The organism is Vibrio vulnificus NBRC 15645 = ATCC 27562 (assembly GCF_002224265.1).
Classification (GTDB): domain Bacteria; phylum Pseudomonadota; class Gammaproteobacteria; order Enterobacterales; family Vibrionaceae; genus Vibrio; species Vibrio vulnificus.
This window is the reverse complement of sequence record NZ_CP012881.1, coordinates 1,362,976-1,386,423: the sequence shown is the minus strand read 5'-3', so window position 1 is coordinate 1,386,423 and position 23,448 is coordinate 1,362,976. Positions and strand designations below refer to the sequence as shown.

At 46.5% G+C, this 23,448-nt stretch carries 19 protein-coding genes; 12 read left to right on the top strand and 7 right to left on the bottom strand.

What is annotated here, in order from left to right:
• Nucleotides 1-4 precede the first annotated feature (4 nt).
• The 3 genes from tatA to tatC all read left to right on the top strand — a co-directional run bounded on the left by tatA (nucleotide 5) and on the right by tatC (nucleotide 1,453).
• The gene (gene tatA, locus AOT11_RS06385) at nucleotides 5-241 is read left to right on the top strand and encodes a Sec-independent protein translocase subunit TatA (RefSeq protein ID WP_013572590.1); all 237 of its coding nucleotides are present in this window, start codon (nucleotides 5-7) and stop codon (nucleotides 239-241) included.
• A 3-nt stretch (nucleotides 242-244) separates the two neighbouring features.
• Nucleotides 245-637 carry a Sec-independent protein translocase protein TatB gene (tatB, locus tag AOT11_RS06380; protein WP_017420525.1) on the top strand — a complete coding sequence of 131 codons (393 nt, stop codon included), beginning with the start codon at nucleotides 245-247 and terminating at the stop codon, nucleotides 635-637.
• 66 nt (nucleotides 638-703) lie between these two features.
• Entirely contained in the window at nucleotides 704-1,453 is a 750-nt protein-coding gene (gene tatC, locus AOT11_RS06375; protein WP_017420524.1) for a twin-arginine translocase subunit TatC, read from the top strand.
• Nucleotides 1,454-1,776: 323 nt separating this feature from the next.
• On the opposite strand, the gene AOT11_RS06370 is transcribed toward tatC, so the two are convergent.
• Nucleotides 1,777-2,547 (bottom strand): TatD family hydrolase, encoded by a 771-nt coding sequence (locus tag AOT11_RS06370; RefSeq protein ID WP_017420522.1) that lies wholly within the window; start codon nucleotides 2,545-2,547, stop codon nucleotides 1,777-1,779.
• 148 nt (nucleotides 2,548-2,695) lie between these two features.
• Here AOT11_RS06370 and hemB point away from each other — a divergent pair, with 148 nt between their 5' ends.
• From hemB to spfP, 3 genes are all read left to right on the top strand, one after another.
• Nucleotides 2,696-3,739, top strand: coding sequence for a porphobilinogen synthase (gene hemB / locus AOT11_RS06365; protein ID WP_017420521.1), 1,044 nt, complete (start codon nucleotides 2,696-2,698; stop codon nucleotides 3,737-3,739).
• Between the two features lie 816 nt (nucleotides 3,740-4,555).
• The gene (gene polA / locus AOT11_RS06360) at nucleotides 4,556-7,351 is read left to right on the top strand and encodes a DNA polymerase I (RefSeq protein WP_026050264.1); all 2,796 of its coding nucleotides are present in this window, start codon (nucleotides 4,556-4,558) and stop codon (nucleotides 7,349-7,351) included.
• A 193-nt stretch (nucleotides 7,352-7,544) separates the two neighbouring features.
• Entirely contained in the window at nucleotides 7,545-7,592 is a 48-nt protein-coding gene (gene spfP, locus AOT11_RS24265; protein WP_438356636.1) for a small protein SpfP, read from the top strand.
• A gap of 577 nt (nucleotides 7,593-8,169) precedes the next feature.
• On the opposite strand, the gene yihA is transcribed toward spfP, so the two are convergent.
• On the bottom strand, nucleotides 8,170-8,820 hold the full coding sequence (gene yihA / locus AOT11_RS06355) for a ribosome biogenesis GTP-binding protein YihA/YsxC (RefSeq protein WP_017420519.1): 651 nt from the start codon (nucleotides 8,818-8,820) through the stop codon (nucleotides 8,170-8,172).
• 158 nt (nucleotides 8,821-8,978) lie between these two features.
• On the opposite strand from yihA, the gene AOT11_RS06350 reads away from it, so the two are divergent.
• From AOT11_RS06350 to hemN, 5 genes are all read left to right on the top strand, one after another.
• Complete coding sequence (locus AOT11_RS06350; RefSeq protein ID WP_017420518.1) at nucleotides 8,979-9,596, top strand: c-type cytochrome; 618 nt, start codon at nucleotides 8,979-8,981, stop codon at nucleotides 9,594-9,596.
• Between the two features lie 739 nt (nucleotides 9,597-10,335).
• Nucleotides 10,336-10,974, top strand: coding sequence for a class I SAM-dependent methyltransferase (locus tag AOT11_RS06345; protein ID WP_026050265.1), 639 nt, complete (start codon nucleotides 10,336-10,338; stop codon nucleotides 10,972-10,974).
• Complete coding sequence (gene yihI / locus AOT11_RS06340; protein ID WP_011078963.1) at nucleotides 10,974-11,519, top strand: Der GTPase-activating protein YihI; 546 nt, start codon at nucleotides 10,974-10,976, stop codon at nucleotides 11,517-11,519. The genes AOT11_RS06345 and yihI overlap by 1 nt, the downstream gene beginning before the upstream one ends.
• An 8-nt stretch (nucleotides 11,520-11,527) precedes the next feature.
• Nucleotides 11,528-12,016, top strand: a complete 489-nt coding sequence (locus AOT11_RS06335; protein ID WP_011078962.1) for a DUF2489 domain-containing protein — start codon at nucleotides 11,528-11,530, stop codon at nucleotides 12,014-12,016.
• Nucleotides 12,017-12,160: 144 nt separating this feature from the next.
• Entirely contained in the window at nucleotides 12,161-13,552 is a 1,392-nt protein-coding gene (hemN, locus tag AOT11_RS06330; protein ID WP_017420516.1) for an oxygen-independent coproporphyrinogen III oxidase, read from the top strand.
• Nucleotides 13,553-13,629: 77 nt separating this feature from the next.
• Here the strand turns inward: hemN and gepA are convergent, their stop codons facing one another.
• The 5 genes from gepA to glnA form a co-directional block, all read right to left on the bottom strand.
• The gene (gene gepA, locus AOT11_RS06325; RefSeq protein ID WP_017420515.1) at nucleotides 13,630-16,161 is read right to left on the bottom strand and encodes a phosphodiesterase GepA; all 2,532 of its coding nucleotides are present in this window, start codon (nucleotides 16,159-16,161) and stop codon (nucleotides 13,630-13,632) included.
• Between the two features lie 123 nt (nucleotides 16,162-16,284).
• A complete protein-coding gene (glnG, locus tag AOT11_RS06320) occupies nucleotides 16,285-17,694 on the bottom strand; it encodes a nitrogen regulation protein NR(I) (protein WP_017420514.1) in 1,410 nt (469 codons plus the stop codon).
• Between the two features lie 18 nt (nucleotides 17,695-17,712).
• The gene (gene glnL / locus AOT11_RS06315; protein WP_017420513.1) at nucleotides 17,713-18,765 is read right to left on the bottom strand and encodes a nitrogen regulation protein NR(II); all 1,053 of its coding nucleotides are present in this window, start codon (nucleotides 18,763-18,765) and stop codon (nucleotides 17,713-17,715) included.
• 128 nt (nucleotides 18,766-18,893) lie between these two features.
• Nucleotides 18,894-19,430 carry a DUF4124 domain-containing protein gene (locus AOT11_RS06310; protein ID WP_017420512.1) on the bottom strand — a complete coding sequence of 179 codons (537 nt, stop codon included), beginning with the start codon at nucleotides 19,428-19,430 and terminating at the stop codon, nucleotides 18,894-18,896.
• 197 nt (nucleotides 19,431-19,627) lie between these two features.
• Entirely contained in the window at nucleotides 19,628-21,037 is a 1,410-nt protein-coding gene (glnA, locus tag AOT11_RS06305; protein WP_017420511.1) for a glutamate--ammonia ligase, read from the bottom strand.
• Between the two features lie 530 nt (nucleotides 21,038-21,567).
• On the opposite strand from glnA, the gene typA reads away from it, so the two are divergent.
• Nucleotides 21,568-23,397: a translational GTPase TypA gene (typA, locus tag AOT11_RS06300; RefSeq protein WP_011078955.1), complete on the top strand. Its 1,830-nt coding sequence runs from the start codon at nucleotides 21,568-21,570 to the stop codon at nucleotides 23,395-23,397.
• Nucleotides 23,398-23,448 lie beyond the last annotated feature (51 nt).

Sequence of the window (23,448 nt, the reverse complement as noted above, 5' to 3'; positions counted from 1 at the left end):
AAGAATGGGTGGTATCAGTATCTGGCAACTGTTGATTATTGCTGTCATCGTTGTATTGCTATTCGGAACTAAAAAACTGCGCGGTATTGGTAGTGATTTAGGCGGCGCAATTAAAGGCTTCAAAAAAGCAATGAACGAAGAAGAGTCTGAGAAGAAAGACGCAGACTTTGAGCCGAAAAGTCTAGAGCAGCAAAACAAACAAGCTGCGACCGAAACTAAAAAAGACAAAGAGCAGGCGTAATAAGTGTTTGATATCGGTTTTTGGGAACTGGTATTGATATTTGTCGTGGGTCTGGTTGTTTTAGGGCCAGAGCGTTTGCCGCATGCGATTCGTAGTGTGGCGCGATTTGTTGGTGCAGCAAAAAGCATGGCAAATAGCGTTAAAGACGAGTTAGCTCATGAGCTCAAAGTTCAGGAGCTACAAGAAAACTTGCGTAAAGCAGAGCAAATGGGGATGGAAGAACTTTCGCCAGACCTGAAAGCGTCTGTGGAGCAGCTAAAACAAGCAGCTCAGTCGGTGAATCGCCCATACGCAGATGTGTCAGCCAAAAATGAAGCCACGTCCAGCTCGTCTAGTGATGTGACTCATCAAACTGAGGCGGCAAAAACATCGGCGGCAAATACCAAGTCCGAATAGTCTCACATAGGGGAGCTACTCTTTGGGTAGCTCTTTTTTGATCCGTTTTGATTCTAGAGGTTTGACATGTCTACCGTTGAGCAGACTCAACCTTTGATTAGCCACTTGTTAGAACTGCGTAATCGCTTATTGAAAGCGCTCCTTGCAGTGTTGATTGTTTTTGTCGGTCTAATCTATTTTTCTGGTGAAATATACGAGTTTATCTCGGCGCCGCTGGTGGAGCGTCTTCCTGAAGGGGCGACGATGATCGCAACGGATGTGGCTTCACCGTTTTTTACGCCGCTCAAATTGACTTTGATCGTGGCGGTCTTTTTGGCTGTGCCGTTTATTCTTTATCAGGTTTGGGCGTTTGTGGCGCCTGGCCTGTATAAGCATGAGCGTCGCTTAATCATGCCATTGTTGGCTTCCAGTTCGTTATTGTTTTATTGCGGCGTGGCGTTTGCTTACTACGTTGTCTTTCCTCTGGTGTTTGGCTTTTTCACCGCCATCTCTTTGGGTGGCGTCGAGTTTGCCACCGACATCGCCAGTTATTTGGATTTTGTTTTAGCGCTGTTTTTAGCATTTGGTATTGCTTTTGAGGTACCAGTAGCGATCATTTTGCTGTGCTGGACAGGAGCAACCGATCCGAAGAGCTTAAGCGAAAAACGCCCCTATATTATTGTTGGTGCGTTTATCGTAGGGATGCTGTTAACTCCGCCAGATATGATTTCGCAAACCCTATTGGCCATTCCGATGTGTTTGTTGTTCGAAGTCGGTTTGTTCTTTGCGCGTTTCTATACCTGCAAAGAGGAAAGTGAAGAACAAGGGCAAGAATAATAAAAAAGCGGCTTCATGAAGCCGCTTTTTTTATCTCACTTTGATCGTATGACCACAATTTTGGCAAATATAAATCTCTTTGATGCCGATGATTTTTTGCCAGAAGGAGCGATGATGACGTTGTAAGTGAATACTGTGATTACACATGTAACTTCTCACTTTTGTTATGATTTTTGTGGCATAGATCATATATGCAATTCACTTATAATTCCATTAGTGGATGTGATTCTGATCTCATATTTATTGCTTAAAAGTGATGAGTTTATTTACCATTTACACAGTAAAAACAAGGTTTTATCTAAAAACTCACTAAGATGTGCTCATTATTTGCCCTGTAAGTGAAATAAACGTTTGGCATTTTCTGAGGTTATTTTAGCCACTTCTTCATTGGAGAGTTGTCGTAGCTCGGCGATCCGCTCATTGACCAATCGGGTATAAGAAGGTTCATTCCTTTTGCCGCGATGTGGAACGGGGGCCAAATAAGGACAATCCGTCTCGAGAATGACATAGTTGAGATCTAGGCTTGGAATGACACTGTCCATGCCACCATTCTTAAATGTCGTCACCCCTCCCAGTCCTAGATGAAAACCAAGATCGTTGATGGCGTTGGCTTCTTCAATTGAACCACCAAAGCAGTGAAATACCCCACTCAATGTACCGTCTTGCTCGGCTTTTAGGAGTTTGAGAGTTTCTTGAATGGAATCTCGCGTATGAATGACAACGGGCAGTTTCAGCTCTTTTGCCCAATTAAGCTGAGTGACAAAGGCCCACTCTTGCTCCTTTTGATACGTTTTATCCCAATACAAGTCGATGCCAATCTCACCGACAGCGATGAACGAATGTTTCGCAAACCAAGCGTGGATCGTTTCGAGTGTCTGCTTCACATTGTTATCCACATAGCATGGATGCAGGCCCATCATTGAATGGCAGATGTTTGGGTACGCAGCTTCGGTGCGCAGCATTGGTTCAATGGAGTCGAGGTCGATATTTGGCAACAAGATTTTTTCAATGCCCTGCTCAAGCGCGCGTTGCACAACCTGGTCGCGGTCTTGGTCAAATTCTTTGGCGTAAATATGGGCATGAGTGTCAATCATTAGGTTATCTCAGCGTTCAAAAGGTGTGCAGAGTATACGCCAGTGTGAGCATTTGGTCATTTTTGCGATTTTTCTTTATTGTTGCTGGCGCGCAGCCTTCGTAGTGATATGATTTTGCCAATTCTGTACACCAGACAAGGAGACGAGAGTGTCTGTATCTATTCAAGGCCCATTCCCTGCGCGCCGTATGCGCCGTATGCGCAAGCATGAGTTCAGTCGTCGTTTGATGGCGGAGAATCAGCTATCGGTGAGCGACTTGATCTACCCGATGTTTATCTTAATGGGTAAAGATCGTCGTGAGAGTGTTGAATCTATGCCTGGCGTAGAGCGCCTTTCCATTGACTTGATGCTTGAAGAAGCACAGTACCTTGCTCAGCTTGGTGTGCCAGCGATTGCTCTTTTTCCGGTGGTGAACCAAGACGCGAAAAGCCTTTGTGCCGCGGAAGCTTATAACCCCGAAGGCTTGGTTCAGCGAGCTGTGCGTGCATTAAAAGAGCACGTGCCAGCAATGGGCGTCATTACGGACGTCGCACTTGATCCTTTTACCACCCATGGCCAAGACGGCATCATCGATGATGGAGGCTATGTGATGAATGATGAGACAACGGAAGTTCTGATCAAACAAGCGTTGTCGCATGCGGAAGCGGGTGCGGATGTGGTGGCTCCCTCAGATATGATGGATGGTCGAATTGGTCGTATCCGTGAAGCACTAGAGGAAGCGGGTTACATTCACACTCAAATCATGGCTTACTCTGCCAAATATGCTTCCAACTACTACGGGCCATTCCGTGATGCAGTGGGCTCTGCATCCAACCTAAAAGGTGGAAACAAAAAGAACTACCAAATGGATCCTGCCAACAGTGATGAAGCCTTGCACGAAGTTGCATTAGACATCAATGAAGGTGCCGATATGGTGATGGTTAAGCCGGGCATGCCATATCTTGATGTTGTGCGTCGTGTTAAAACTGAGCTTCAAGTGCCGACATTTGCCTATCAAGTGTCGGGCGAATATGCGATGCACAAAGCCGCGATTCAAAATGGTTGGTTGAAAGAACGTGAAACGGTGCTTGAATCGTTGCTTTGCTTTAAACGAGCGGGTGCGGATGGTATTTTGACCTACTTTGCCAAAGATGTCGCACAATGGTTAGCGGAAGACAATGCGCAAGCGGCGCAATTCTTGAAAACTGAATAGAGGTAACCCTTCCTCCAAGGTTATGAGGCTGGCTTGTGCCAGCCTTTTATGTTTTGCCAGCAAGATAACGCTCAAACAAGCGTTTGGTTTGATGAGTACGCGCTCACTAAGAGGGAGTCTTTGCTTATATCTATTTGAAAATAAAGTTAAAATTTTATATTCCAAATTTAATGACTCATAAAGTTTGAGTGCCAAGGTAAATAAATGAGATTTTTTCTCATTTGAATGTTGACATGTAAATGAGAATTGTTATTATTAAGGCGTCTTAGGGAATGAGGAAAAGTTCACAAGGATGTTGATTTACCCCATACAACGGTGTTGAAAAGGTGATGATACAAATTGCTCTGAACTTGCACGAATTCTTTTTGACACGACATTGCTCACATTGCTTCCAGTGTAATTTATAGCTTTATGGTTAAGCTGCCGTATTCAACGAATTAGCTTCACCGCAATTTTGCTAGGCGACATCAAACGATGTCGCTTTTTTTATTGGTTTTTTTCTGTACAGAAAGACTTATTTTTTCTCAGTGATTATCTTTGTCCACAATGGAAGATCGCTAAATGATCGTTTTTCCTTGGTTCGATCTTGATATTTTGTCTTATTTTTCAATGGCATATTTGTATTTTTATGTTGATTTTAATGACTTGAATATCCGGTGGATAATTAATATAAACAGACTTATCCACAGCGGGAGAGGGAAATGTGAGCGAATTGAGACATCTTAGCTAACGGATTTTATGCGAGAGCGTGGATTCACTGGATTAGACGTGGCATCCTTAGCAGATGATTTTATTCTCTGCTGGATAACGACAACTATGGCCACTATTCCTGAAAATCCATTAATTCTTATTGATGGCTCTTCTTACCTCTATCGAGCGTTTCATGCCTATCCTGGCACCATGAGTAATGGTGATATCCCAACCAATGCGGTCTACGGTGTAGTGAACATGCTGCGCAGCATGATGCGTCAGTTTGCTTCTGATCGTATTGCGGTGGTATTCGACGCCAAAGGCAAAACCTTCCGTGACGATATGTATCCGGAATATAAGGCCAACCGACCACCGATGCCGGACGATCTGCGTTGCCAAATAGAACCTCTTCACCAAGTTATTAAAGCGATGGGCCTTCCTCTTATTGTGATTGAAGGGGTAGAAGCGGACGATGTGATTGGTACGCTGGCCTATCAAGCCTCCCAACAAGGGATGCCAGTGCTGATCAGTACCGGTGATAAAGATATGGCTCAGTTGGTGGACGACAACATTACCCTGATCAACACCATGACCAATGTCGTGATGGACAGAGAAGGGGTCATTGAGAAATTCGGTATTCCACCTGAATTGATCATCGATTATCTCGCGTTAATGGGTGACAAGGTCGATAACATTCCTGGTGTGCCTGGAGTGGGTGATAAAACTGCTACAGCATTGCTTCAAGGTATTGGTGGCTTGAGTAAATTGTATGACCACCTTGATGACATCGCCGCGCTCGGTTTCCGCGGCTCAAAAACCATGGCGCAGAAGCTGGTGGACAACAAAGACAATGCGTCGCTGTCTTATCAGTTAGCGACGATCAAGCTTGATGTGGCATTGCAAGAAACACCAGAATCCCTTTTAAAAACAGAGCCAAATAAAGATGAGCTGATCAAGCTCTATGGCCAACTGGCCTTTAAATCTTGGCTCAATGAGCTACTCGAAGGTGGCAGTGGTGTCGTTGAAGCGGATGAAAAAGCACAAACATCGGCACGCAGTGGCGCTTCTCCTGTTGAAAGTGAAATCAACAATGCGGCGGCGAATATTGACCGTAGCCAATATCAAACCATCTTCGATCAAGCGACATTCGACATTTGGTTGGACAAACTGAAAGCGTCAGAGCTGTTTGCCTTCGATACCGAAACGGACAGCCTTGATTACATGGTCGCTAACTTAGTGGGCCTGTCATTTGCTGTGGCAGAAGGTGAAGCCGCCTATGTGCCTGTCGCGCACGATTATCTGGATGCTCCGGAGCAACTTGATCGCGATTGGGTGCTGGCTCAGCTTAAGCCATTGCTGGAAGATGATACCAAGGCAAAAGTTGGCCAAAACTTGAAGTACGATGCCTCAGTGCTGGCTCGCTATGGTATTGAGATGAAGGGCATCAAGCACGACACCATGCTGGCTTCTTATGTGTACAACAGCGTGGGCGGCAAGCACGACATGGATAGCTTGGCACTGCGCTTCCTACAGCACAGCTGTATTTCGTTTGAGCAATTGGCTGGCAAAGGCAAGAATCAGCTGACTTTCAATCAAATTGATCTAAATGAGGCCGCGGTTTATGCCGCCGAAGACGCGGATGTCACCTTGCGCTTGCACAACCGCCTGTTTGCCAATATTGAACAAGATGAGAAGCTCAAAGCCATCTATCAAGAGATTGAAGTGCCATTGGTGCCAGTGTTATCGCGTATGGAGCGGACTGGCGTGTTGATTGATGACATGAAACTGTCTGCGCAATCTCAAGAGATCGCCGTGCGCTTGGGAGAGTTAGAGCAAAAAGCGTATGAAATTGCAGGCCAGCCATTCAATATGAATTCGCCAAAGCAGCTGCAAACCATCTTGTTTGAGCAAATGGGCTTACCTGTTATCAAGAAGACGCCGTCAGGTTCCCCTTCCACAGCAGAAGAAGTGTTGCAAGAACTCGCGTTGGACTACCCACTGCCGAGCGTCATTATGGAATACCGTGGCTTAGCGAAGTTGAAATCGACTTACACCGATAAGCTGCCGAAAATGATTAACCCACACACAGGACGCGTACATACGTCTTACCATCAAGCTGTGACGGCGACTGGCCGTTTATCGTCAACCGATCCAAACTTGCAAAATATTCCAATTCGTAATGAAGAAGGACGCCGTATTCGTCAAGCGTTTGTAGCGCCACATGGCTATAAAATTCTTGCGGTCGACTATTCACAGATTGAATTGCGTATTATGGCGCACTTGTCTGGTGACCAAGCACTGCTTGATGCCTTCCAGCAAGGTAAAGATATCCACGCGGCAACCGCGGCAGAAATCATGGGCGTGTCGATTGAACAAGTCTCCAGTGAGCAGCGTCGTCGAGCCAAAGCCGTCAATTTTGGTCTTATCTATGGCATGAGTGCGTTTGGTCTAGCGAAACAGCTTGGGATTCCACGTGGTGAAGCACAAGCTTATATGGATAAATATTTCGAGCGTTACCCTGGTGTCATGCAATACATGGAAGACACACGCTCAAATGCTTCTCAGCATGGTTATGTTGAAACCATTTTTGGCCGTCGTTTGCATCTACCGGAAATTACCTCTCGCAATGTGATGCGTCGTAAAGCAGCAGAACGTGCGGCGATCAACGCTCCAATGCAGGGAACAGCAGCAGACATCATCAAGAAAGCGATGTTGTTGGTGGAGCAGTGGATTCAAGAGGAAGGCAATGGTCGAGTCAAATTGCTGATGCAAGTACACGATGAACTGGTGTTTGAAGTGGAAGAGTCCTGTTTGACCGAAATTGAAAGTAAAGTACAACAATTGATGGAATCTGCAGCACAGCTAAATGTTCCGTTGGTGGCGGAAGCTGGCCATGGTGACAACTGGGATCAAGCACATTAAGCATTTTTTGTACAAAAATGAATGAATATCATGAGCCAGAGCACAAACTCTGGCTTTTTTTTATCATCAAAAAAGTTTGCAGAAATATTGTTTAGTTGTAGTTAAATAAAAAATTCATGAAAAAAAACTACAGAAAAAGTTTGCAATTCTGACCAATTGTTGTACATTAGTACGCGTAGGGTACAGAGGTAAGATGTTCTATCTTTCAGACCTTTTGTTTCACGTTATTGGATTAGGCTGATTCAGCCGCCCCAGTCAGGTTATTTGACTGGGGCGTTTTTTATTGGGCTAAATAAAATTTCAATTAAATCATATCTATATCGCATCTCCATTCTTAACGCCTCTTGTTTGTTTCTTTTTATACGGTTTCAGATTGAAAAACGAACGCAACAGAGTGTTATATCAATATGTAAATTTACACCACTCACACTCTGATTATTTCTCTTGGAAAACTAAGTGCATATATAAATAGGATGTTTTTGATGTATTTCTTATTTTTATCAGTCAGTTAGATGTGCTTCTTGGGGTGAAAACTTAGAGGGAGTGTCATTTTGAACAATGACTGAGCTATTGAAATAGAAACAAACATCGGTAATGCTTCAAAGCATAACAATAACTACCGATTTTTCTCTCCCGTTTCCCTGCCAGGATGGCGGGGATTTTTGTATCTAAAAGAGAGAAATTTGCGCTGAGCAATGACTGAAAGGCGTATTCAGTGATGACCAATCAGCAAAGGAAGAAGAGACACAAAGAACTGTTTATAAAAAACCCTGCTTATAAACAGCAGGGCTTTGAGAGCGAAGCGATGGTTATCCGTTTTACTCGGCTGAGTTTGACCCTTCTGCGTCTTCCTGCAGGTGAGCAAGCGCAGGTGCAAACCAGGTATCCAGTTTGGCTCTAAGCTGATCCACCCCAAGCCCTTTGAGGGAAGAATAGACATCCACTTGTACGTCACCACCGAAGGTTTCCGCCAACTTGCGCACTTTGAGCAATTCCGCTTTACGCGCACCGCTCTTCAGTTTGTCAGCTTTTGTTAGCAGTACTTGAACAGGGATACGACTTTCAATTGCCCAAAAGATCATCTGTTGGTCGAGATCTTTCATTGGATGACGAATGTCCATCAGTACCACTAAGCCCTTCAAGCATTCGCGTTTTTGCAAATACTCACCAAGTGATTTTTGCCACTTATTTTTCATTTCAAGTGGCACTTGTGCAAAGCCGTACCCAGGTAGGTCGACAATGTGGCAACCTTCTGTGACTTTAAACAAGTTAATCAACTGAGTGCGACCTGGGGTTTTCGAGGTCTTAGCTAAGTTTTTCTGATTGGTTAAGCGATTCAGTGCACTGGACTTACCAGCATTTGAGCGTCCTGCAAACGCAATTTCGATCCCTTCATCAGCGGGTAAATGGCGAATATCGGGTGCACTAGTGATGAAATGCGTGTTTTGGTAATGAATTTTTACGCTCACTGTTAACTCCATCTCGACTTTGTGTAGTCGATTGATTACTTTTTTGTGAAATTGTGTAAAATAACCGTGCTCGGCATAAGGTCGCCTATTGTACCATGAGTGTACTCGGTATGTTCACATCCGTGGTACTGGAAGCTTGATAATTATAATGGAATGTCATGAAGAAATTAGCGCTAATTTTGAGTCTTATAGCCAGCTGCTCAGTATGGGCCCAAGGTAATATTGAAGCTGGTAAAGCAAAATCCCAAACGTGTGTTGCGTGTCACGGTGCTGACGGCAACAGTGCAATCACTACTTACCCAAAACTGGCAGGTCAACACGCCAAATACCTTGAGAAGCAGTTGAAAGATCTCAAATTAGGTATGGAAAGTGCTGGTAAGCAAGGTCGTTACGATCCGGTTATGAGTGGCATGGCGATGCCATTAAGTGAACAGGACATGGCGGATCTCGCGGCTTATTATGCCTCACTGCCAATTTCTCACAACACCACACCAGAAAATGTGGTGGAGCAAGGTAAAGTGCTTTATACCGCAGGCGACGCCAAGCGTGGTATTGCAGCATGTATTGCTTGTCATGGCCCTCGTGGTAACGGTACTGAGCTTTCAGGTTTCCCTAAAATTTCAGGTCAGCATGCTGACTACATCAAAGCTCAACTTGTTAAATTCCGCGACGCGTCACGTGGCAATGATATGAATGCAATGATGCGTGACATCGCAAAGAAACTGACCGACGAAGACATTGAGATTCTGTCTAAATACGTTGGTGGTCTTCACTAATTAGCCTGAACCGCTCGAGCAAAGGTTGTATGAAAACGCCCTGGTACTGCTGTACTAGGGCGTTTTCTTTTTTGAGAACCAGGCACCCACATGGCTTAGCTAGAAAAGAAGAGAAAAGACAAATTGCCTTAGTCTTTGTAAGACATTTGCCATTTCTTTTCCCGCCTTTGTCTAAGCGCTTTTCTTAATGCATTGATAAATAGAAAAAAATAAAAATTGAGTCAAAAACGTCGACGAAATCGTTTTCACTCGCTTGTTTCATTTTGATGACAAGGTAAATTAGGCATCACCAGCAGGGAGTTGGTGAAGGATTCAGACCAAGATGGTCTCCAAGGATGCAAGCAACGGATCGCTTGGTAGTCGGAGAAAAGGACGTTAGACCTGTAGGATACTGGTCAGATAAGGATGGTCATCTCGTCTAAAGGTTAAGACAGGGTAAAGGATCAGGCTTAGGGAGTAAGCCGTGATACAGGAAGTCGATGGAAAGCCAAAAATCATCAGGAAGATGACGAACAACACCTTTTGGCATGGAAAGCACGAAAAACAAATGGATTATTGGTGCACTGAATGAGTGCAACACAGTTTTGGCCACTCAGTGGCCGTTCGGAAAGCGACAGCATGGCTGTCGCTTTTTTTATTTTGGCCGTTTTTTTACGAAATTGGTGATTATTTACCCGTTGGCTCTCCAATCTGGGTCGACTTTCTGGTATGTTTCGCATCCCTATTTGAGGAAGTCCGAATGCATACTTGTCCTTTATGTCAGCATGATCAGATTCTGCGCTATTTTACTGACAAGCGTCGTGAGTATCTGCAATGTGCGCGGTGTGAGTTAGTGTTTGTTCATCCCGAGCAACGCTTGGATGCAAAAACTGAAAAATCTCACTATGATCTGCATGAGAACAATCCATTGGACCTCGGTTATCGCCGCTTTTTATCGCGTATTACCGATCCTCTTTTAGAACGAATCGCACCCCAATCAAATGGACTGGATTTTGGTTGTGGACCCGGGCCAACGCTCTCACTGATGCTAGAAGAGCATGGTCACGTTATGTCGTTGTACGATCTCTATTATCATCCAGACCGTTCAGTGCTGGGAAGAGAGTATGACTTCATGACGGCTACTGAGGTGATCGAGCACCTCTATGAACCCAATGTGGTGTGGCAACAATGGTTGAATTTAGTTAAACCCAGAGGCTGGATCGGTTTAATGACCAAAATGGTGATTGATCGAGAAGCGTTTGCGAACTGGCACTATAAAAATGACCCCACTCATGTGATCTTTTTTAGCCAGGCAACGTTTCAGTATCTGGCAGAGCGAGATAAGCTCGAACTTGAATTTATTGGCAAAGATGTAATTTTACTGAGGAAGACCCAGTAATGAGTCGTAAGAAAAAATCGAGAAAGCCGGGTGCCGCTGGCGCCCCAGAATTTATGGTTACCCGTAATCGTTCAGAATCAGATGTCGCTGGTCGTTTACGCAAGAAAGATAAAAAACGTAAAGGCCTAAAAGCGGGCGGTCGCAATTCGGAAGAAGGTGCGCAGCAAAAACACGGTTCTTCGCAGGTTCGTGATCCGCGTTTAGGCAGCAAAAAGAAAATTCCATTGATTGTTGAGCCAGCGAAAAAACTGACGAAACAAGAGCGTCGTTTGTCTGCAGAGCAAGAGCTTGAGATGCTCGAAAATGATGCGAAACTGAACGTGTTGCTTGACCGTATCGAATCAGGTGAAAACCTAGGTCGTGGTCTACAGCAATACGTGGATGAAAAACTGGATCGCATCGAACAGTTGATGAGCCAGCTTGGTCTGCTCGAACCAGAAGCGGAAGAAGAGTTTGAAGAAGAAGCGCCTGTGCGCAAATCACGCTCTGATGATGATCTGCTGGCGGATTTTGAAGACTTTGATATGGATGATTACAAAGGATAAGCGAACGGATGAGTGTAACCCTACTGGCCATTCTTGGTGGCGCAATCATTCTTGGTTTAGCGTCGTATGCTGGTTACCTTCTACTCCAGCTTAAAAAGCAAAAGGAGTTGCAGCTCCAGCATCAAAAATTGGCGATAGAGAAGCGCAACGCCAATATCTTTGATAGCGTAAATACCCTATGCCTTGCGGGCATTCAGGGTCAGTGTGACTTATCCGAAATTGCGATTCGGGTTTATTGCATCATGGACTACGTTCAAGGTGAGGAACGCGTCGACTTCGATGCCACTTATCCCGCCATTGCGGAGCTTTACCACATCGTAAAAGATATGGCGCGTGGTGAAGAGAGACAAAAGCTGGAGAAACAGCAACGCATGAAGCAAAACCTTGAGCGCCATAAAGCGGAAGGTCGCCTCAGCGAAGCGGTGATTGAAGAGTTAAAAACTCTGCAACAGAAAGTGAAGCCGCTGAATAATCAAATTCATATTCAGATGATCTAATCCATAGCCCTGCTTTTGAGTAGGGCTATCGTGATCAGGCTAGCACTTCTAAAAATTGGCGATAAAAAAGCCATATCACAGCGCCATGAGCGTCTCATTGATGTGGCAAAATAGCGCCCCACAGCATTTTATGGAAGTACCACCATGTCGAATCAGAACCTTGAATCGAACCAACAAATTGTTTGGGACCAAGCGGTATTAGACAAATATAACTATTCAGGTCCGCGTTATACGTCTTACCCAACGGCGCTTGAGTTTCATGAAGCATTTACCATTTCTGACTACGATATGGCTTGCACGCAATACCCAGAGCGACCGCTGTCCCTGTACATTCACATCCCGTTTTGCCATAAGCTGTGCTACTACTGTGGCTGTAATAAGGTGATAACACGTCATTCGCACAAAGCGGATGAGTATTTGGATGTGTTGGAGCATGAGATTCGCCAACGTGCGTCTTTACTGCAAGGTCGTCGCGTAACGCAATTGCATTTTGGTGGTGGTACACCAACATTTCTCAGTGCCAAGCAAATTACCCGCTTGATGACACTGCTGCGTGAAGAGTTCACCTTCACAGCGGAAGCCGAAATCAGTATTGAAGTTGACCCACGAGAAATTGCGTTGGAAATGCTGGACCATCTACGTGCAGAAGGCTTTAACCGCCTGAGTATCGGCGTGCAAGACTTCAACAAAGAAGTGCAAAAGCTGGTCAATCGCGAGCAAGATGAAGCGTTTATTTTCGCGATGGTTGAGCGCGCGAAGCAGCTCGGCTTCCGTTCGACCAACCTCGACTTGATTTACGGTTTGCCTAAGCAAGATCGAGATTCTTTTGCCAAAACGCTGGAACAAGTCCTCACCATGCAGCCTGGCCGATTGTCGGTGTTTAACTACGCTCACATGCCTCAGCTTTTTGCTGCGCAGCGCAAAATCAAAGATGAAGATTTGCCGAAAGCGGAAGAAAAAATGGCGATTCTGCAAAACACCATCGCGACGTTGACTGATGCGGGTTATCAATTCATCGGCATGGACCACTTTGCGTTGCCCGACGATGAACTGGCGGTGGCTCAGCGCAATGGCGTGCTGCATCGCAACTTCCAAGGCTACACAACGCAAGGGGAGTGTGACTTGGTTGGCTTTGGTGTATCGGCCATTTCCATGATTGGCGATGCCTATGCGCAAAACCAAAAAGAGCTGAAAAAGTACTACGCACAAGTGAATGATTTACGTCATGCGCTGTGGAAGGGGGTTGCGCTGGATGGTGACGATTTATTGCGTCGAGAAGTGATCAAACAGCTGATTTGTAACTTCAAACTCGACAAAGTGGCGATTGAGAAGCAGTTCGCTGTGACGTTCAATCAGTACTTTAAAGAAGACTTACAATTGCTACAGACCTTTATTGACGATGCGCTGGTGGACGTTGACGAACAAGCGATCCGCGTGACACTTCGTGGCCGTTTGCTAATTCGCAATATCTGTATGTGCTTTGATAAGTACTTGCGAGCCAAGGCGCGTCAGCAGCAGTTTTCTCGCGTGATCTAAACACAGCATCGATGCCTCTTTAAATAAAAATGCCAGCGAAAACGCTGGCATTTTTAATGTATCTCAACGGTTTGTGCTTATAGCGATGGCCACTCATCAAATGGCACCGGGCGGCTATAGAGATAACCTTGCGCTAGGGTGCATCCTAATTCCATCAGCAGTTCGGCTTGCAAGCTGGTTTCAACCCCTTCAGCCACAACATTAACATTGAACCCTTTTGTAATGTTCACCACCGCGGCGACAACGGAATTGTTCATTTCTTGGCGATTTAATTTTTCGACAAACGTTCGGTCTATCTTCAGGCAATCAAACGGCAGCGAATGCAGATAGGCGAGAGAGGAATAGCCGGTACCAAAATCGTCAATGGCAATGCCGATGCCCAAAGCACGGAGCTTGTGCATGTTGTCCAATGTGCCATGCGCGCTTTCAACCAAGCGCGATTCGGTGATTTCTAACGTAAGGTTAGTGGCGGCTAACCCCGTTTCCTGCAAAATTTGTGAAACCTCAGCGACAAAGTCATCGCGAAGCAGTTGATTGACGGAAATGTTCACATGCAATTGAAAGCGAGCATCCCAGCGCTGAGCGGCGATCGCTTTGGCGCAATCATGGCAGGCTTGGCGTAAAATCTGACTGCCAATTTTTTGAATCAGGCCACTGTCTTCTGCGATAGGGATAAAATCGAGGGGGGAGATAATCCCTTGTTTGCTAAGCCAGCGTGCCAGTGCTTCAGCACCGATCACTTTGCCGCTCTTAAGCTCAATAATGGGTTGGTAATAGGGGATAAATTCTTGGCTGTCGATACCATCTTGGATTTTTGCCAGCATTTGAGTGCGAAATTTCGAAGCGTCGGCCATTTCAGGACGATAGTAACTGACACCCGAGACATCTTGTTTGGCATTGCTCAGCGCGATGCTGCCATTCCGTAGCCAGCGTGTCATGTTGCTGTCACTGTCGGTGATCACGACACCAATCGACACCTTTATCACCACACTTTCATCATTCATATAAAACGGGGCGATGAAGAGTTGCTGAAGGCGATTCACCGTCAACGTTACTTCTTCGCTTTGATTGATATGGGGAGCGTATATCGCAAATTCGTCTCCTCCAGTGCGAGCGAGCAAAAACTGATCGTCAAACAAGGTTTGGATTCGTTCAGAGACTTTGATCAGCAGTTGGTCACCGTTGTGATGCCCCAAGCTGTCGTTGATATCACGAAAGCGATTCACTCCAAGCATAAATAAACTGCCAGACTCAGTAAGTTTGCGCTTACTTACATCAATCAATCCTTCTCGGCTGTACAGCTTGGTCAGAGAATCAAACACCAGTTGATTATGCAGGGCTTTAAAGGACGCTTTTAGGTTATTGGCCATTTCGTTAAAGGCGTTGACCAGTAAGCTGGTTTCACGAATGCGGCCAGGTTTTGGCATCGAGCTATCCCAATTGCCGTTGGCCAAATTTCTTGCTGCCGTGGCGGTGGTCGTAATAGGACGAGTGATACGGCTGAAAATGACTAAGCAGAAAGACATCCCAATCGCGCTCACCAGTATGCCGATCAGCCAGCTTTGCTGTTGCGACTTCGGCAATACGCCAAGAAGCTCGGTTTCAGAGATGGAAATGCCAATAAACCACGTGAGGCCATATTGGTCGGTGTATGGCGACAAGAGGCTGAAATAACGTCCGTTTTTGGTTTCGAACTCAAACTGTTGTGCATCTTCGTGTTGCAACATGCGTTCTGCTTTCGCTCGTTCTGCGTGCTGCTTAATGATGGGGTCGGCACTTTCGGTGGCTAACAGTCGGTCGCCTTTTTTCGACCACTCAGTACCCCATGACACCACGCTGCCTTGAGCGGAGTGTGCGACGAGGCGCTGGTCGTTATCCATGATGTAGACAGTCGCCTTGGTTTTCTCTTGCAAGCGATTTAAAAACGCGTTGAAGGTATTGATGCGAATGTCGGTGACCATCACGCCGACAAACTGTTGCTTGTCGTAAACCGGCGAGAGGGCGGAAAGGGTGATTTCTTGGCGCTCGTCAGCATTGGCATAGATGGATGACCACATCACCTGGCGCTTTTCAGCAACGGGGGCGTACCAAGGTCGCACGCGCGGATCGTAGTTGGGGATCACCGAGACAATCTCTTTGCTGATTTTATCGCCGCGATAAATGACCAATTTGCTGTCGGTGCGGTCATCTTGAATCATTAATGTGTGCGTGCCATTGCTCTCTTTGCGAAAGCCGATGTAATCCGCCGCTTCCGAGCCAAAACCGATCACATCCAGTTGTGGGATATCGGCGTACAGGGTTTGAAAAGCATTCAAGAAATAGTCTTGCAACTGTGAGGTATCATCAGCTTTGTAGAGGTGATTGAAGCTGATGGTGTGTGCCATCGCCAAACCGGCATCAAACGGTGCGCCTAAATACTCAGTGAGATGAGTTTGTACATTCTCCGTTAACGCAGAGAGTTGCTTGTTACTGAGATCAACCACGGCACGTTCATAGCTGTGTCGTTGAACGAGGATGACCAAGCTGATCGATAAGAGAAAAATCACCACAAAAGGGGTGATGACGGCTGCTTTGAGAGAAATTTTGCTGCTGTCGTTGAGTTCGTACATAGAAAAAGCGTCTCTCCTTGAGTGCTTGGGTTTTGCACCGGTGTTCGAACGTGTCGAAACAGAGGCGCAAAACCGAATAAGCCAAATGGGCAGACGCGACGGTACGGTATCGGGCGAGTGTGGTTAGTACAGCTCTTTTAGTTTTCTCGTCAACGTGTTGCGTCCCCAGCCTAAAACCTTGGCGGCATCCTGCTTGTGTCCATTGGTGTGCTTTAGTGCTGCTTCTAATAGTATACGTTCGAATTGAGGAAGTGCATAAGCCAGCAGTTCTTTTTCTCCAGATTCCAAAGCATGCTCAGCCCAGTTCGACAAGGTTTCTTGCCAAGTACCAGAAGCGTTGTTGTCATCCACCACGCGTTTTTCATTGACCAACTCGCTCGGCAAATCACTTGGCAACACTTCGCTGCCACTGGCCATGACGGTAAGCCAGCGACAAATGTTTTCCAACTGACGTACGTTGCCTGGCCAGTTCAAACGGTTAAGTATTTCCACCGTGCTACCATGCAGTGTTTTGGCTTCTACACCGAGCTCTTCTGCGGCTTTCAGCAAGAAGTGCTGGGTCAGTTTTTCGATGTCTTGCTTGCGCTCGCGAAGGGCTGGGATCTGCACGCGAATGACGTTGAGGCGATGAAAAAGGTCTTCACGAAATTTGCCTTGTTGCACCAAACGTTCGAGATTTTGGTGGGTCGCCGCGACAATACGTACATCCACTTTAATTGGTGAGTGGCCACCGACACGATAGAACTGACCGTCTGCGAGCACGCGCAGGAGGCGGGTTTGAATATCAAGCGGCATGTCGCCGATCTCATCGAGAAACAGCGTGCCCCCGTTGGCCTGTTCAAATCGACCTTGGCGCACCGAGTTGGCACCCGTAAACGCGCCTTTTTCGTGGCCAAACAGTTCGGACTCAATCAAATCCTTTGGGATGGCTGCCATGTTCAACGCAATAAAGGGTTTGCTTGAGCGAGGGCTGTGGCGGTGCAAAGCATGGGCGACGAGCTCTTTACCAGTGCCTGACTCACCATTAATCAGCACTGAAATGGAAGAGCGAGACAGGCGACCAATGGCGCGGAAAACCTCTTGCATCGCCGGTGCTTCACCGATGATTTCTGGGGTATGCGCGGTGTGGGTCTGCGCTGAAGCCATTTGTTCACGTTTTTGCTCTTGGCCATGCGCGATGGCGCGCTCAACCAGCGTCAGCGTCTCATCGATATCAAAGGGTTTTGGCAGGTACTCAAACGCCCCTTTTTGGTAAGCGTTAACCGCTGCATCCAGATCCGAATGTGCGGTCATGATGATGACGGGCAAATTCGGGCACTTCTCATGCACTTGACGCAGCAGTTCAATGCCATCGATACCTGGCATGCGAATATCGGAGACTAAAACATCCGGGACTTCACGTTCTAGCGCCATCAACACACTTTCGCCGTTGGCGTAGGTTTCGCATTTGATGTTGGCAGAGGATAAGGTTTTTTCCATTACCCAGCGAATCGAACTGTCGTCGTCGACAACCCAAACATAGCCTTTACTCATGACGTATTCCTTGCAGCGTTAAATTGGCAGATAAATCGTAAAATTGGTGTGTCCTGGCCAGCTTTCGACATCAATTTTGCCGTTATGCTGATCAATCAGGTTTTGTGAGATAGAGAGACCTAATCCTGTGCCGCCTTCTCGACCACTGACCATGGGGTAAAACAAAGTATCTTGAAGCTCAACGGGGATACCTGGCCCGTTATCCATAATTTCAATCCGGGCTGCCACTTTGCAGCGTTGACCATGGATATTAGCCTGATGCACCGTTCTGGTGCGAATGGAGATTTTTCCATCCTCTTGGTGAGCCAAAATTTGCGAAGCATTGCTAACGATATTGAGCATCGCCTGCTCTATTTGGTCAGCATCAATGTAAATATCGGGCAAGCTTGGATCATAGTCTCGCTCGATGACCAGCGTTTGTTCGGACTCCAGCTCCACAAGTTGCCGAACTTTTTCGAGAACTTGGTGAAGATTGGTTTGTTGTTTTTTGCCCGGTTTTTGTGGGCCGAGTAGTCGATCGACTAACGCGCGCAATCGGTCTGCTTGCTCAATAATGATCTGGGTGTATTCCGTTAATGAAGGATCGGGCAGCATTTTTTCCAGCAGTTGTGCTGCGCCACGTAGACCTCCTAGCGGGTTTTTGATTTCATGAGCTAGGCCTCGCACCAAGAGCTTTGCGGCTTGTTGTTGGGCGTGCTGGTTCATCTCCTGAGTGATTCGGCGCTGTTGGTCGACTTTACGCATCTCCATCAAGAGCATCAGCTCTCTTTCGATTGAAATCGGGCTGACCGTCACCTCCAGCAACAAAGGTTTGCCATCCACCACGAAAGTGACGTCACTGTCGGTAATGCTTTGTCCGCTTTGTAATGGCTGTGAAAGCAGGGCGAGATCGAGCGACGCATGCTGAATCAACTGCGAGAGTGGGTGGTGCACAATGCGCTTGGCACTTTGAGCAAACAATTGCTCTGCCGCAGGATTGGCGTGGTGTATTTGCAGCTCATCATCCAAGATGAGCGTCGCAGTCACCATGTTGCTGAGTATGGTATTTGAGAGAGCGGAATTCACCTTCACATCCTTGTCTTTGTTATCTTCTGGTGCATTGCACTAAGTTGGTGCAAATGAATTCAGTATGGCGGATTACAAAGACAAGAGAAAGGAGAATTTCCGTCTATCAGCTACTTAATATTGCCTGTAAGCCGCTATTTTATCTTGGTGCGATGAAGATGCACTGATATAGGGCTAGTTGATGCAATAAGCTTGCCGCTTCGTACGGCCTGAATGGCAATAATGTGCGTGCCGCGGTCGATGTTTTTGAGCTGCCACAAGGTTGAGGTTTGTGGAGCACCGTAGCGATTGCCATCAAACACCAGTTGCAGTTGCTCGCCAATGTCCAGCTTACGGTTGGTTTGAACCTGAATGGTGATGATCCCTTGATTACTGCGAATGGTGGCATCGTGGCTGGGAGACGCCAGTGTCAATGCAAGAGGTACCGCCTCTTGCTGTTGGCTTTTCGGTTTCTCTTTGGCCAGCTCTGCCGGTTTATCGAGTGATTGGGTTGATTCCACTTGAGGAGGGGGAGCGCTGGCTTCGAGATCAGGAAGTTTGACGGTTTTAGCGCCATTGTTGGGGGTATCGCTCATGTGGAGCACACCGTTGTCATCGACCCAAGTGTAGACAGTTTGGGCGCACACCAACGGGGCGCTCAAAGAGAGAACCAGAGCAAAAAGCAATTTCATTGTTCACCTCCAAAGAGATGCGAGTTCACGTTAATAAAACGAAGCCTCTGCGGAGCGCAGGGTTCCGATATCGTTTTTGTTATAGCAAGGTTATGTTATTACTCGGTTTACATTTGGAAAATAAAAGAAAGGCTCGCCTGCGAGGCGAGCCTTAAAATTGATGTAACTAAGGTTACAAAGTTTACATAGTGAGCAAATTATACTGAGTAGTATAGTTCGAACTCTAGTGGGTGAACCGCAACGTTTACGCGCTCAACTTCTTTTGTTTTCAGCTCGATGTAAGAATCGATGAAATCATCAGAGAATACGCCACCTGCAGTTAGGAACTCACGGTCATTGTCTAGGTACTCTAGTGCTTGTTTTAGCGATTCCGCTACTTTTGGAATCTCTGCCGCTTCTTCCGCTGGTAGATCGTACAGATCTTTGTCCATTGCTTCGCCTGGGTGGATCTTGTTCTTGATACCGTCAAGACCAGCCATCAGCATGGCTGCAAACGCTAGGTATGGGTTTGCAGCTGGATCTGGGAAGCGAACTTCGATACGACGTGCTTTCGGGCTTGGTACCACTGGGATACGGATAGACGCAGAACGGTTACGCGCAGAGTAAGCCAGCATTACTGGTGCTTCGTAGTGAGGAACCAGACGCTTGTACGAGTTGGTCGCTGGGTTAGTGATCGCGTTCAGTGCACGTGCGTGCTTGATGATGCCGCCGATGTAGTAAAGCGCCATTTCAGAGAGACCGCCGTACTTGTCACCCGCAAATAGGTTCACGCCATCTTTGGCTAGTGATTGGTGAACGTGCATACCAGAACCGTTGTCGCCGACGAGTGGCTTAGGCATAAAGGTTGCTGTTTTGCCAAATGCGTGTGCAACGTTGTGTACCACGTACTTGTAGATTTGGATCTCGTCCGCTTTAGTCGTTAGTGTGTTAAAGCGAGTTGCGATCTCGTTTTGACCCGCTGTTGCTACTTCGTGGTGGTGCGCTTCAACAACAAGGCCCATCTCTTCCATCACTAGACACATTGCAGAACGTAGGTCTTGTGAAGAATCCACTGGAGCTACAGGGAAGTAACCACCCTTCACGCCTGGACGGTGACCTTTGTTACCGTTTTCGTAGTCAGAACCTGTGTTCCATGCTGCTTCTACGTCATCGATCTTGAAGAAAGAACCCGACATGTCAGTTGCGAATTTTACATCGTCAAACAGGAAGAACTCTGGCTCTGGACCAACTAGAACGGTGTCTGCAAGGCCAGTAGAGCGCATGTACTCTTCAGCGCGTTTCGCGATAGAGCGTGGGTCACGGTCGTAACCTTGCATCGTTGCAGGTTCTAGGATGTCACAACGGATGTTTAGCGTTGCTTCTTCAGTAAATGGGTCTAGAACCGCTGAAGATGCGTCAGGCATCATCACCATGTCTGATTCGTTAATACCTTTCCAGCCAGCAACAGACGAACCATCGAACATTTTACCGTCTTCGAAGAAGTCAGCATCGATTTGGTGAGAAGGAATAGAGATGTGCTGCTCTTTACCTTTAGTATCGGTAAAACGCAGGTCAACAAACTTAACTTCGTTTTCTTGGATCAGCGATAAAACGTTTTCTACTGACATCTTGGATAACCTCCAGTGTTATTAAAGCGGTAATAGTCAGATTCGGTTTGGAATCCAGCATTGATTAATTTCATTTCATTCTTATTAATCGATGCTGATTCTTACAAAGCTAAAAGCGTGCCAATTTTTTAAGTTCATATTAATCATGCACTTGCTTTGTTTTGTGTGCGTTTGCTCTTCCTTTATGCACCAAAATGATCCTCGAGCGCACCTTAATGGTGCGAAACAATGTTCGTTGCACCATTGTGAATCATAAGCGCGATCCATTTCGCCCCTGTTTGTTGCTTTTGTCAACGATCGTGTGCTCATCTTTGCATAAAAGCTTGATAGAGTGAGGCGGCTCGAGAAATGGTTGGGGTTGAAGAGGGGCGATTAGCGTCAATAAAAGAAAAATACTCACGAATAGATCACATATTTCTGGGTTTTTTATCAAAATCTGGTACATTATGGCCGTTTTTTTAATCAAACTGGGCTTTGTTTAAAAAGTGAACGGTTTGAGTAATATTGTCTAAACAAGTGAATCAGAATCCATGACGACTCCACAGATTGATAAATTAAGAAATATCGCGATCATCGCGCACGTTGACCACGGTAAAACAACACTGGTTGATAAATTGCTGCAGCAATCGGGCACTTTACAATCTCGCGGCGATGTAGAAGAGCGAGTCATGGACTCGAACGACATCGAAAAAGAGCGTGGCATTACCATTTTGGCGAAAAACACCGCTATCCGTTGGAATGACTACCGCATCAATATCGTAGATACCCCGGGACACGCGGACTTCGGTGGCGAAGTTGAGCGTATTATGTCGATGGTAGACTGCGTGCTACTTATCGTTGACGCAGTAGATGGTCCAATGCCACAAACGCGTTTTGTAACGCAAAAAGCATTCGCACACGGCCTTAAGCCAATCGTTGTAATCAACAAGATCGACCGTCCAGGTGCGCGTCCTGATTGGGTTATGGACCAAGTGTTTGACCTATTCGACAACCTAGGCGCAACTGATGAACAGCTTGATTTCAAAGTGGTTTATGCTTCAGCACTTAACGGTTGGGCTTCTCTAGAAGAAGGCGAAACTGGCGAAGACATGGAACCACTATTCCAAACGATCGTTGATGTGGTTGATGCGCCAAATGTTGACCTTGACGGCCCACTACAGATGCAAATCTCTCAGCTCGATTACAGCTCATACGTGGGTGTTATCGGTGTTGGTCGTGTGACTCGCGGTAAAGTGAAAGCAAACCAACAAGTGACCATCGTTGGTGCTGATGGCAAAACACGTAACGGTAAAGTGGGCACGGTACTGGGTTACATGGGCCTTGAGCGTCACGAAGTTGAACAAGCAACCGCGGGCGACATCATTGCAATCACTGGTCTTGGCGAGCTAAAAATCTCAGACACCATCTGTGATGTAAATAAGCCAGAAGCGTTGCCAGCATTGTCTGTTGATGAACCAACCGTCACCATGACGTTCCAAGTAAACACCTCTCCGTTTGCGGGTCTTGAAGGTAAATACGTGACTTCACGTAACATCCTTGAGCGTCTTGAGAAGGAACTGGTTCACAACGTAGCACTGCGCGTTGAGCAAACAGAAGATCCAGACAAATTCCGCGTTTCAGGCCGTGGTGAGCTTCACCTATCTATCCTGATCGAGAACATGCGTCGTGAAGGCTTTGAGCTTGCAGTATCGCGTCCAGAAGTAATCCTGAAGGAAGAAAACGGCCAGCTAATGGAACCGTTCGAAACCGTAACCATCGACGTTCAAGAAGAACACCAAGGTGGCATTATGGAGAAGATCGGTATGCGTAAAGGCGAACTGAAAGACATGTCTCCAGATGGTAAAGGCCGTGTTCGTTTGGACTTTATGATGCCATCTCGTGGTCTGATCGGTTTCCAAACGGAGTTCATGACACTGACTTCAGGTTCAGGTCTTCTTTACCATACGTTTGATCACTACGGCCCACACAAAGGCGGTAACATCGGTCAACGTATCAACGGTGTATTGATTGCGAACGCAGCGGGTAAAGCGCTAACCAACGCGCTATTTAACCTGCAAGAGCGTGGTCGTCTCTTCATCGGTCACGGTGTGGAAGTGTACGAAGGTATGGTTATCGGTATTCACAGCCGTGATAACGACCTAACCGTAAACGCACTGAAAGGTAAGCAGCTAACCAACGTTCGTGCTTCTGGTACGGATGACGCACAGGTGCTAACGCCACCAATCACGATGACCCTAGAACAAGCACTAGAGTTCATCGATGACGACGAGCTAGTAGAAGTAACGCCGGAAAACATCCGTATCCGTAAGAAGTTCCTAACGGAAAGCGATCGTAAACGTGCTTCTCGCGAAGCGAAGTAATTACGCTTTCGGTTAATTAAATGAGAAACCCTGAGTTGGCAACGACTCAGG